The 12,153-nt window shown below is 42.8% G+C and carries 8 protein-coding genes; 4 read left to right on the plus strand and 4 right to left on the minus strand.

Features of this window, described 5'->3' with window-relative positions; translation table 11 throughout:
- Positions 1 to 30 precede the first annotated feature (30 nt).
- Positions 31 to 3,516, minus strand: coding sequence for an exodeoxyribonuclease V subunit gamma (gene recC, locus BS333_RS10695; RefSeq protein WP_021708200.1), 3,486 nt, complete (start codon positions 3,514 to 3,516; stop codon positions 31 to 33).
- A gap of 299 nt (positions 3,517 to 3,815) precedes the next feature.
- Between recC and BS333_RS10700 the strand changes: the two genes are divergently transcribed.
- The gene (locus tag BS333_RS10700) at positions 3,816 to 5,639 is read left to right on the plus strand and encodes a DUF3413 domain-containing protein (RefSeq protein WP_021708199.1); all 1,824 of its coding nucleotides are present in this window, start codon (positions 3,816 to 3,818) and stop codon (positions 5,637 to 5,639) included.
- 68 nt (positions 5,640 to 5,707) lie between these two features.
- Here BS333_RS10700 and BS333_RS10705 read toward each other — a convergent pair whose 3' ends face one another.
- Positions 5,708 to 6,676: a TDT family transporter gene (locus tag BS333_RS10705; RefSeq protein WP_021708198.1), complete on the minus strand. Its 969-nt coding sequence runs from the start codon at positions 6,674 to 6,676 to the stop codon at positions 5,708 to 5,710.
- Positions 6,677 to 6,785: 109 nt separating this feature from the next.
- Between BS333_RS10705 and BS333_RS10710 the strand changes: the two genes are divergently transcribed.
- The 3 genes from BS333_RS10710 to dapD all read left to right on the plus strand — a co-directional run bounded on the left by BS333_RS10710 (position 6,786) and on the right by dapD (position 9,465).
- Positions 6,786 to 7,670, plus strand: a complete 885-nt coding sequence (locus tag BS333_RS10710) for a LysR family transcriptional regulator (RefSeq protein WP_021708197.1) — start codon at positions 6,786 to 6,788, stop codon at positions 7,668 to 7,670.
- 163 nt (positions 7,671 to 7,833) lie between these two features.
- Positions 7,834 to 8,139: a YebG family protein gene (locus BS333_RS10715; RefSeq protein WP_021708196.1), complete on the plus strand. Its 306-nt coding sequence runs from the start codon at positions 7,834 to 7,836 to the stop codon at positions 8,137 to 8,139.
- Between the two features lie 294 nt (positions 8,140 to 8,433).
- Positions 8,434 to 9,465, plus strand: a complete 1,032-nt coding sequence (gene dapD, locus BS333_RS10720) for a 2,3,4,5-tetrahydropyridine-2,6-dicarboxylate N-succinyltransferase (RefSeq protein ID WP_021708195.1) — start codon at positions 8,434 to 8,436, stop codon at positions 9,463 to 9,465.
- Between the two features lie 160 nt (positions 9,466 to 9,625).
- Here dapD and glpQ read toward each other — a convergent pair whose 3' ends face one another.
- Both glpQ and glpT read right to left on the minus strand, forming a co-directional pair.
- Positions 9,626 to 10,684 carry a glycerophosphodiester phosphodiesterase gene (gene glpQ, locus BS333_RS10725; protein WP_021708194.1) on the minus strand — a complete coding sequence of 353 codons (1,059 nt, stop codon included), beginning with the start codon at positions 10,682 to 10,684 and terminating at the stop codon, positions 9,626 to 9,628.
- 52 nt (positions 10,685 to 10,736) lie between these two features.
- Positions 10,737 to 12,104, minus strand: coding sequence for a glycerol-3-phosphate transporter (glpT, locus tag BS333_RS10730; RefSeq protein ID WP_021708193.1), 1,368 nt, complete (start codon positions 12,102 to 12,104; stop codon positions 10,737 to 10,739).
- Between the last annotated feature and the right edge of the window lie 49 nt (positions 12,105 to 12,153).

A 12,153-nucleotide genomic window follows, 5' to 3' on the forward strand; every position in this document is an offset into this window, starting at 1 on the left:
GAATACCTGTTGAGTAACGTTTCAATCTACTCAACACTCGCTCTCTTGCTCACTCTCAATCGCACTCAAACGAGCACCTTGCAGAACCAAAGAAGCAAGTAAACGAACTTCCACGGCCAGTTCTTCGTTCCAATCAGGCCAAACTCGCGCAATATAGCTATTTTTTCCCTCACCTGTCGTAATATAGCCATCGGTGAACGCTTCCATCATTTTCTTCAACGATTTTTCTTCGTCTTCAACCCATTGACCACGACTAAACCCTGCTTCAACACTCGCTAGAGCTGTCTTAGGAAAATAAGGCAGTGGTTGAGTCATTCCCTCGAAAAACAAGCGTATCAGCTCTTTTAAGTAGTTTTTTGCTTGTTGAGCATCGGTCATCGCGGGATAAATCAGATGGACAACACCTTCTTTTCGGTCATAACCCACCATATGCGTTTTCAGGGCATAGCCCGCCGCTGACATCGCTAAATGATCAATCCAAGCCGAAAGATAATCTTGAGAGCGAATCTTACCACTCCGATAACGAATCAAACCGGCTTGGTAACATTGCGTCAACCACCCCGTTAAACGAACTGGGTGACCTTCTTGATCAAACAATCCCTCGAACGTCAGATCAATTTCTAAATCATCTTGAGGAGCGCCGGACAAATACGCCAGTTTCTCAACCAACTCTTCGGTCTGAACTCGATTCGTTTCAAATTCAATGTCACCAAAAGCCCCAATGGGCAATTTTCCTTGAGCTCGTTGCTGTTGCATAAAAGCTTCAAGAACCTCGCTTTTTAATTCCGGTTGAGTCAGTTCCGTGGTTAAAAGCGTCTCCAGCAGTTCATCTCGCATTTGATAACTGGCCAGCCCGCCTAAAGCAAAAGGTTCATCATCAGCCATCACAGGAAGTGGCGGCTCAAAAATGACTTTTAGCCGACGATTAAAGAAGTACTGTACTGGTAAACGCCAGAATCGTTGTAATTCAACTAAGTCGAGCTCAAATGGGAAGGTCAAACCCAGCAAATAATTGTCCAAAGCACGATGAAATACTGGTGGAGTCAGTTGCTCAGTTTGACCACTTTGCATCAAGGCTACAGGCAGCCATTCTTTGGCATAACTGCGTTGCTTACCTTGAAATGCTGCCGGACTAAAAGGCACCATGGTATGCTCTTTGATTAATGATTTCAGTAACCGTTCACCTGAGGCATCAACTGATAACGCTTCATCTCCCTCTAAGCAGTAGTTTTGATGGCAATATTCCATCAACTCAGAGACTAAAACGGAAGGCACTCGTTCAGTGTTATCTTGGATAGAGCGTCCAACAAAGCTGATATACAGTGTCTGCTGAGCGGATAACATCGCTTCTAAAAACAAATAACGGTCGTCATCTCGACGAGATCGGTCACCGGGTTTGGCTCGACCAGTCATCAAATCGAAACCTTCAGGTGGCATAGAACGTGGATAAATACCGTCATTCATACCCAACAAGCACACCACTCGAAACGGAATTGACCGCATAGGCATAAGGGTACAAAAGTTTACTTGCCCAGCTAAAAAGCGTTGACTCACACGGGTACTGGAGAGCTTGTTATGTAGATATTGCCTTAGAACTGATGGGGATAAATTGTCGTCGAATTTCGCATCCGTTAATTGCTCTTTTAGCTGGCTTAATGTGTCTCGAATGGACTTGAGCGCCATTTCTCCTTCAAGCTCGACTAAGAAAAAGTCATCCAGCATGGTAATCAGCGTTTCTCTCCAAGCATCAATAGCCTGAACCTTTGCGAGCTTTCGACGATAATCACTTATTTTTTGGATAAAGTAAGCCAATTTCCCTGCAAGCTCTGCTCCCATACCTTGCACTTCATTAAATGGAGATAAGCGGCCTTGTTGTCCGCTAAACAAGCCCACAGACTCTGGCATAGCATAACCAAGAAGCATACGCTGAATGCCAAATTGCCAGGTATTTTGCCGAGTTTCCGGTAATTCAAATTCACAACTGGTGTGGCTATCTAGCCCCCAGCGAATACCCGATTCTTCCACCCAGCGTTTCGCTTGCAGAAAATCCTCTTCACTTAGTTCAAATCGCTTCAAAATCGCCGGAGATTCGAGAAGTTCTAATAATTCAGACGCTAAGCACCGTGTATTAGGTAAATTCACTAATTGCATAAAAGCGGCTAAAATTGGACTTTCTTGATCGGCAGTTCTGTCAGAAATCGAATACGGAATAAAACGTTCACCAGGGGCATTACCAAAAACGGCTTGAATCGCAGGGCTGTATGCGTTGATATCAGCCACCATGATAATAATATCTCGTGGTTTCAATGTGCTATCTGCATCAAACATGGCGAGTAATTGATCATGCAACACTTCAACTTCGCGCATTGGGCTATGGCAGGCATGCAAGCTTAATGATTCATCATCAAGCGTAATAATCTGTTTATGCTGGCTATGATCAATCGAACTATCATCTTGGTGTTCTTCTAAATTGAGAATATCGGCTTGGAGGTGGTGAAGTAAGCTGTCTCGATCAATATCAACAAACGCTTCAATTTCATGCGATTCCGATTGAGACAATAAATACAAATTATCCCGCCCTAATTTGCCCATCGAAGCCAGTAAGCTATTGCCCACAGCATCTGTGTGGAGTTCGTCGATGACATTGTCTTCAATCGACCCCTTAAGCTGTTCACTTTCGCCCTCCATTTCAGAGTGGTCTTGTTTCCAAACCAAATGCTGGCGGTGCTTGGCAGCCAAACGAGCGAGGAACTTCCTATCACGCACTTCTCCCCAATAATAACGACAAGGGTTGGTAAACATCAGGTGAACATCGATATGCTGCCCTATGGCTCTCAATGCATCCATATAGCGTGGGGGGAGAGAAGCAATACCAAATACAAATAGCCGCTTGGGTAAACGCTCAATTTTGCCATGAAAGCCATCTAGAACTTGGATGAAATGCTCATATAAATTGGCTCGATGGTACGGTGACTGTCCTAATGAAACGGTGTAATCATACAAAGCTCGCCATAAAACGGGTTGCCAAGGATGTGATTCTTCTAAATCGATAAGATTGTCTCCGGCCTCCCAAGTTGCTATCCATTCAGGACGATAAACCAAGTAACCATCGAAAATATCAGCGATTTTCTCAGACAATTGATACAGTTTACTGCAATCATCATCTCCCTCTAGGTACTGTGCTAGAGGAGCAAAGAGCGGATCGGCCAATAAAGTCGGCAACAAACGCATCAGTTTCCAGGTCATGGACTCTTTGTTAAACGCACTACGTTTGGGTACATCGTTCAGAATCTGAGTGAACATGTCCCAAATAAACGTCGCCGGCAATGGAAAATCAATATTTGCCGCCACACCAAACTCTTTTGCCAACGCCATTTTCAGCCACTGCGACATACCTGGGCTTTGAACCAGTATCTGTTCTTTTTCAAACGGATTATCTAAAGGATCAATACGAATCAATTCAACGAGTAATGATTTGAGAACATCAACTTGATTGGAGTGATAAACAGTAAACAAATGAAAGTACCGAAAAGACGATAAAAACTGCTTGCAAGCTTAGCACAGCACTTGCTTGTTCTTGTAACGTTACCGAACAAAAGTTCATATATGAACTCAAGATGCTTGGTGATAACACCTTCTCTAATTTGAGACACAAATAACCTTATTGATAGCAATGCTACTAAAATTAGACAAATGTGATATTATTCACATTAAATAGTTAGTTAACACTTGCTTTTTACTCGTTGTTAAAGGGAATCCACCTCCCTGCCTAACTGTTTACGCAAATAAAAATAAATATTGGAACCATTCAAGATATGTTTCGAAAAATCACGACCAACTGTGCTTGGTTAACAGCATTCTTTGCTTGCTTTGCTATTTACATTTCCATTACTTGCTATCCTTTTTTGCTTTCAAACGGCGCGAATGAGACTCTCTCTGTTCTTCAAGTGTATTATTTGCTGGCCACACAATATGGCTGGATAGGCTTGATTGTCCTGCCCTTTATGTTGATCAGTGCGTTATTTGCCTTTCTTCCCAGCAGAATGTTTAAAACGCTCGTTATCGTCATCGCTCTTTCACTGCTAATGATGCTCAAAGTCGATATTCTTGTCTTCGAGCAATATAAGCTGCATATCAACGGTCTACTGATCCGGATGTTTTTTGAAGGTGGTAGCGATGTATTTGAAATTTCTTGGATGACTTGGTTGCTTTTCTTCGCCAATATTCTTTTGCTTTTTGCCGGCCTCATGCTGACCGTTTGGATCAGTAACAAATTAGCACGCTACCGAATTAAATACGCTATTGTCGCAGTTTGGTTCGGTGTTCTTCTAAGCACACAAGCCATTCATGCTTACACCAATGCTCTTTATGATGATGAAGTCAGTCAATTCTCTAACAATTGGCCTCTGTACTACCCATTGACAGCCCGTAATTTTATTTACCGACATAACCTAGTTGACCAAGACATCGCATCACAAAATCGAGTTGAATTAAAAAATGTCAAAAGCAGTACGCTTAATTACCCGTTATCACCAGTTGAAGTCAAAGCTAAAGCTAAGCAGCCTAATGTATTATTCATTCTGATTGATGCATGGCGACACACGGATGCAACGGCTGATATCATGCCAAACGTCAGCAAATTTGCTGAAAGAACAACACAATTCTCTCAGCACATGAGTGGTGGTAATTCCACTCAAGCTGGTATTTTTAGTTTGTTTTACAGCTTACCTGCCACTTACTGGGATAGCTTTTACGCCAGTCAGACTTCACCTATCTTTATGGACACTCTGCAAGCGCAAGGTTACCGAATGGGTATTTTTGGTTCCGCCCCACTAACCAGCCCTCCTTTATCTCGTACTGTTTTCAAGCAAGTACAAGACCTCGAGCTGAAAAAAACGGGCAAATCAGCGGTTGAACGCGATAAAGAGATCACAGAAGACTTTATCCAATTTCAGCAACAAAAAGATGATAAGCCCTACTTTGGTTTTCTATTCTACGATGCTGCCCACGGTGCGGTTTTCCCCGAACCTGAGTTTGCTAAGTTCAAACCATACTGGGAACGTGTTGATCATATTCTGCTAAATAACGATTTTGATGCTTCGCTCTACCACAATCGTTATAAGAATTCCCTGTATTTTATCGACAGCCTTGTAAGCAAAGTACTTAACAATATCGACTTAGAAAACACGATCGTCGTTATTTCTTCAGACCACGGAGAGGAGTTTAACGATCATAAGATGAACTATTGGGGCCACACTGGCAATTATAGTGATACCCAAATTCATGTTCCTTTTTACATGTACGTTCCCGACAGACAACCACAAAAGATCGATTACCGCACGACCCATTTTGATGTTGTACCGACCTTGATGAATATGCTATTTGATGTAGAGGGTGAGACTGAGTCCTACAGTGTTGGAAGCAACTTATTTGATAACTTCAAACCGCGAGACTGGTTTATCGCAGGCAGTTACTACAACTACGCCCTAGTCGGCAAAGATACCATGCTTGTTGTTAATCCTGGCGGTCATTCTGAACAATTGGATAATCAGCTACATAAAGACAAAAATCACAAGGTCCCTGTTTATGTTATCCAAGGATCACTTGATGAGATGTCACGTTTTTATCAGCAAAAATAGTCTTAGCTTCTTTTAATGATACTTTGATGCCACCTCAATGTGAGGTGGCATTTTTATTTTCGCTTTGACTAACTGTGTTGTGCCCGGTAAGGATGAATCAGTAAATAACGGATATATTGTATGCTTACGTAGACGACGACCATACTTGCTACCATTAACTCTAAAATAGCCAGCCAGTGAATTTGTTGCACGTAATGTTCAGCTAAGCCTCTGACTTCCATCCAATGCGCCATTTTAAATAGAGCGGTTGCCCCTATGACCATTGGGAAGGTAAACGCTGCATAACCAGGGCTGAAAGGTAATCTCAGCAGCTTAAAAAACGCCAAATAAATGATCGCTGTCATCAAGACGGCAATCCCAAACAATAACGCCACAATCACAGGTGATGGCGTTGTGGTTACCGTCAAGTAACCCGCGAGAGAGAGGCTGGCTGGAGCCGCTAAAATAGCCATAGTAGGCTTAGCTGCATCCGGAATTTCATGGGTAAACATAAATCGGTAGATCATCACAGGCAGCATGATTGCGTATGACACCATACCAAACACTAACGTCCCATAAGCAATCGGAGCGAGAATAGGATTACCTGAAAAGGAAACGTCTGCAACAATAATACCGACAGGAGGAACAAACCAACTGGGCACCATATGATGCAGTTCAAAATCACGTGCGCGGTGCCATAAAAAGCAAAGCAGAAAGACAATGTGCAATACGACCGCACTCAGCCAAACGATATCACCAGCCAACGGTAAAAAGTGACCTAGCGAATTGGAGATCACCATACTTGCCATTGCAAAAGTAGGAACCACACTGCCAACAACAGGGTGTGCTAAGTCTTGTTTCAATAAGTGTCGATGCAAAAGAAATTTAATCGCTAAAACTAACAGCAGAACAAAAGCGATACCGGCACATATCCACTGGCCAAACCCTTGTAGGTCAGTCACATTTTCCCAGCTCCAACCTAAACTGGCAATCCCAAGTGCAAGTCCCGCCATCGGTGTAGGGGCGCCCATGACTTTTGCTTTTGTTGTTCGAATCATCACTACCTCAACGCTTAATATTCTGTAGAAGAGACTACTTTACCCTTGCACTTTGTTTCGATATATCCAATTATTTAAGACCAGCGTTCAATTATTCTTAACAAAGCCAATGCCACCTCGTATCTCACTCAAACAACTGCATGTGTTTATTTCAATTGTACAAAACAAAACACTCACTGCAGCAGCGCAATCTTTGTTCTTATCTAAAGCGGCTGTCAGCATGGCTCTGTCTGAACTTGAAAAGCACATCGGCCATCCTTTATTTGATCGAGTCAATAATCGTCTTATTCTCAATCAGGAAGGTCAAAAAATGCTGCCTGTTGCCGATGAAATTATTCGTAGAAGCCAAGAGATCGAAGGCTTATTTGACAGTGACAAAAGCTTAGCAGGTTTTCTCCGTATTGGTGCCAGTGATACTCTGGGTAATCACGTCTTACCTTACCTCTTAAGTGATTTTCGACATCAAACTCAGCACCGTTCACAAAGTCTCTTGATTTCAAACTCGGCCCAGATTTGCAATAAGTTGCTCGCTTACGAGCTCGATGTTGGCTTTATTGAAGGAAAATCGACGCACCCAGACCTCATATCAACACCATTTAGCGAAGATGAAATGTGTGTGATATGTGCGCCTAATCAAGCACAATCTGTACAAGCGTCATCCTCTGTTGCTGTGCTAGAAAACAAGCCATGGGTTTTACGCGAAGAAGGCTCTGGTTCTAGGGCATTTTTCCTCAAAACCATCGCTCCCAGATTAGAAAATTGGCAAGAGGCTTTCCAGCTAAATACCACGGAAGCACTGATTAACTCAGTCTCAGCAGGGCTTGGATTTGGATGCTTGTCTCGTCTTGCCGCTCAATCAGCGATGCAGGATGGACGCGTCAGCGTGGTGAACATCCCTCTGGATATGAAACGCCGGTTTTGGCTACTCGTTCACAAAGAAAAATATCAAAGTTTATTGCTAAGAACATTTATTCAGTTTTGTGTACCCAAGTAACCTCAACATGCCGTGTTTAGCCAAAGTCTCAATAGTACAGAGCTCATCTCTGTTTCGGTGGTATTTCCCGCAATTGCTATCTTAATGCGAAGCACAACTGGACTTCTCAAGCTAAAAACTGTATAAGCACCCAGTATAATTTAATCAAATCAGAGGACCAACCATGGCTGTAATAGTTAAGTACGTGGTAGAGCGCAATGGAGAAGAAAAAATGACTTTTACCTCTAAAGCGGAAGCCGATGCCTACGATAAAATGTTAGACATGGCAGACGAGTTATTCTCACTGCTTGGTAAAAGTGAACTGCTAGAAGATGAAGGCAAGCAAGAAGACTTGGCGATGTTCCTAGCACAAAACAAAGAAGAAGTGCTTTATGCGCTAGGAGCTAAGCGCAAACCCGCTGAGAAAAAAGCCAAACCTCAAGCGGTTCCAGAAGAGAGCCAAAAAAGTGATGAAGAAGACGCAGCGTAAGCTGACTCCTCTTTAATGACGTTGAGATCAAAATATTCTCGAACATTAAAACGCTGCAATTTGCGGCGTTTTTGTTTATTTGCCCAACCTCTACTGAACATTTCTCATCAGACAAATATATCGTTTAAAAGACAATGGGTATTCATCGAAAGACTTTCTCTCTCTCAGCTCTTTAAACTAACCAGTTCTCTCTTTATGATGATTTGCATGTGACCTCAACCGACGAGGCACAACCCTACTCGCTTTTTCTTGCTATTGAACCGGCAAGATAGACCCAACACACGGAGATCAATTATGGCTTTCTTTTCTTTGGCCTTTGGTACGGCAACAAAAAATCGCGATGAAAAAATCATCGAAGCATTTTTTCCAAATCCAATCCTAAACCCAAGTGCTGAACTTGTTAATGCATTGGCATCACTAGTCGGCTACGAGCAAGGTAACCAAGCTATTGAGATCTCGGCAACACAATGCACAGAACTGGCCGCAGCTTTCGAAGCCCATGGTGATAATGCAAACGCTGATTTTGCAGCAAAAGCCGCTCAATCCTCTCAACCTCTTGTGCTTGTTATGCTAGCCAACGACGAACAACCACAAAGCGTTGCAGAAGGCTTCCTGAAGCTTCAATTAATCTCTCACCGTCTAGTACAACCTCACGGTACTGTCTTGGATGGCATTTTTGGCCTACTACACAATATTGCTTGGACTAACGAAGGTCCAATCGATCTCCCTGAGCTGGCTGAGCGTCAAATAGAAGCTCGTTTAGCTGGTCGCATTCTTAGTGTCGATTGTGTGGATAAATTCCCTAAAATGGTTGACTACGTGGTTCCATCAGGTGTACGTATTGCAGATACATCACGTGTTCGTCTTGGCGCACACGTGGGCGAAGGGACGACGGTTATGCACGAAGGTTTCATCAACTTTAACGCAGGTACCACTGGGGTAAGCATGGTTGAAGGTCGCATTTCTGCCGGTGTCGTGGTAGGTAACGGCTCAGATATTGGCGGTGGCGCTTCTATCATGGGTACGCTTTCAGGTGGCGGTAAAGTAGTGGTCTCTATCGGTGAAAATTCACTGCTCGGTGCCAATGCTGGCCTAGGTTTTCCAATGGGTGATCGCTGTACGATTGAATCTGGCCTTTACGTAACCGCAGGTTCAAAAGTTCGCATGCTTGATTCTGAAGGTCAAGAAGTGGAAGTGGTTAAAGCTCGTGATTTAGCTGGCGTATCAGACCTCCTTTTCCGTCGTAACTCTGTAACAGGCCAAATTGAATGCTTAGCGAATAAGAGTGCCGTTGAGTTAAACAGTGAACTACACAAAAACAACTAAAATGCACTAGGGCTTTTGAACTAAACAGATCAAGCTAAAGAACGTATTTTAGAAAAGTTGTTTTTGATAATCAGATTCTAAAAAAAAAACCTTCGCATTTTATGCCAAGGTTTTTTTTTTAGAATCTGGTTATTAATCGCAACTTAAGCTTAAGCGGAAATTACTTATTTAAAAAGTTTACCGCTTTATCAGGGAAATCCGTAAATACCCCGTCGACTTTTACTTGGTTATAGAAAATGTCTAACATGCCGTCAAAGCTCTTGGTATAGCTTGGAATGCGCTCAGCCTCCGCTCGGAAAGTATATGGATGCACTTGCAGTCCCGCTTCTTTAGCTGCTTTCATTAATGGTTTAATAATAATGTTGTCTTGCGTTGACTTATCGTCGACTAACATTGGCTTCCATGGGCCAATACCTTCCGCATAAGCCGCCACTTTTTTCATACCATCAGCTTCAAACATCCAGTCATAGCTATAAGGAATGGCTTCTCCATCCTTGTATACCATGGTTTCATTCCAATCCGTGTAAGCCATCAATTGAACCAGTTTCAGGTCCATTTTCATGGCTGGCATAAGCTCATTATTAATGCGTTGTAGCTCATTTGCATCAAAACATTGCAGATACACTTTATCGTCTTGAGAATTATAGCCATATTGCTTTAAAACGTTTAAAACGGCTTTTGAAATATCTTTACCTTCATTACGATGGAACCAAGGTGCTTTAATTTCTGGGTAGATACCAATGTCGTAACCCAGTGTTTTGTTTAAACCTTGAATCAGCTCCAGCTCTTCTGCAAAAGTGGGGACTTTAAAATCAGATTTCCACATTGGGAAACGTGTTGGATACCCTGCAACTTTGTTGCCTTTATCATCAATATTAAACCCTTCCGTTACTCGTAAGGTTTTAATTTCAGAGAGAGTAAAGTCAATCGCGTAATAACGACCATCAGCACGAGCGCGTTCAGGAAAACGCTCAGCAACATCAGTAACACGATCCAAATAATGGTCATGTAGCACCACCAACTGGTCGTCTTTTGTCATGACTACATCTTGTTCAATATAATCAGGCTTCATTGCATAAGCGAGAGCTTTTGCTTCTAAAGTATGTTCAGGCAAATATCCTGACGCTCCGCGATGAGCAATGACCAATGGCTTAGCAATTGCACCCGCTGATAGGCTCAGCGCTAAAAAAGTAATACCTAATGACTTGGTTGTTTTCATTGTTATTTTCCTTGATATGAAAAAGGCAGTATTTCACTGCCTCTTTAACTTTTTATGACGCTAATGCGGTTTTTTCTTGTTGTTTTTTATTATGGAAATCTCGTTCACCAAAATACGCATATACCAGACATAACAGTGCAGCAACACATGAACCAACCAGAATGATAAATCCACCATCCCAACCAAAGTGATCCACCGTGTAACCAAGAATCGCATTCGCTGCAACGGCACCACCAAGATAACCAAAGAGTCCGGTCAGACCTGCCGCTGTACCAGCTGCCTTTTTAGGAGCTAATTCAAGAGCATACAAACCAATTAACATCACAGGACCATAAATGAGGAAGCCGATCGCCACGAGAGCCATCATGTCAACTTCTGGGTTACCTGCCGGATTAAACCAGTAAACAAGCACAGCGATCATGACCAGCGCCATAAATAGAATTCCTGCAGGCGCACGACGCCCTTTAAATAGCTTGTCAGAGATCCAACCACATAATAGTGTGCCTGGAATACCAGCCCACTCATATAAGAAATAGGCCCATGACGATTTATCCACGCTGAAACCTTTCGCTTCGCTCAAATAGACGGGTGCCCAGTCAAGCACACCGTAACGAATGAGATAAACAAAAGCATTAGCAATTGCAATCGCCCAAAGTAGCTTATTGGAAAAGACATACTTGAAGAAGATTTCCTTCGCAGTCATTTCATTTTCATAAGCTTTATCGTAGCTGTCTGGGTAATCATTTTTATATTCTTCTATCGATGGTAAACCACAAGATTGAGGAGTATCTCTCAGTGTGATCCAAATGAAGACAGCAACGAGTGTGGCAAAAAAGGCGGGAACATAAAATGCAGTGTGCCAATCGTCGTTAAATGCCCATAAGCCAAATAGGAACATTGGGCCGATCAGACCACCACCGACATTATGTGCGACATTCCAGACTGAAACGATCTTGCCCCGCTCTTTACGCGACCACCAGTGAACCATGGTTCGACCACAAGCTGGCCATCCCATACCTTGAAACCAACCATTTAAGAACAACAGGCAAAACATGGCAGGAATACTGGCTGTCGCCCATGGCATGAAGCCAAAGCAAAACATAACCAGCGCTGACATGATCAATCCAGCACTCAAGAAATAGCGAGGATTAGAACGGTCCGAAACACTTCCCATTAAAAATTTAGATAAACCGTAGGCAATAGAGACAGCTGCTAAAGCAACACCGAGATCACCTCGGCTAAAGCCCTGTTCAATCAGGTAAGGCATGGCCAAACTGAAGTTTTTACGTACTAAGTAATAACCTGCGTATCCGAAAAAAATGCCGGCAAATAACTGCCATCGTAACCTTGTATAAGTGCGATCGATCTTGCTTTCTCGCAAGCGTTCAATATGCGCCTTAGGTTTGAATATTCCAAACATAGGAACCCCATTAATAATTTTCAACAAAGCCCATTTAAATAAACGTGTT

The organism is Vibrio azureus (assembly GCF_002849855.1).
GTDB lineage: Bacteria > Pseudomonadota > Gammaproteobacteria > Enterobacterales > Vibrionaceae > Vibrio > Vibrio azureus.

Excerpts from the sequence above, each read along its gene's own strand:
- BS333_RS10700 (WP_021708199.1), top strand. The coding sequence starts at position 3,816 with ATGTTTCGAAAAATCACGACCAACTGTGCTTGGTTAACAGCATTCTTT.
- BS333_RS10705 (WP_021708198.1), bottom strand. The coding sequence starts at position 6,676 with ATGATTCGAACAACAAAAGCAAAAGTCATGGGCGCCCCTACACCGATG.
- BS333_RS10710 (WP_021708197.1), top strand. The coding sequence starts at position 6,786 with ATGCCACCTCGTATCTCACTCAAACAACTGCATGTGTTTATTTCAATT.
- BS333_RS10715 (WP_021708196.1), top strand. The coding sequence starts at position 7,834 with ATGGCTGTAATAGTTAAGTACGTGGTAGAGCGCAATGGAGAAGAAAAA.
- dapD (WP_021708195.1), top strand. The coding sequence starts at position 8,434 with ATGGCTTTCTTTTCTTTGGCCTTTGGTACGGCAACAAAAAATCGCGAT.
- glpQ (WP_021708194.1), bottom strand. The coding sequence starts at position 10,684 with ATGAAAACAACCAAGTCATTAGGTATTACTTTTTTAGCGCTGAGCCTA.
- glpT (WP_021708193.1), bottom strand. The coding sequence starts at position 12,104 with ATGTTTGGAATATTCAAACCTAAGGCGCATATTGAACGCTTGCGAGAA.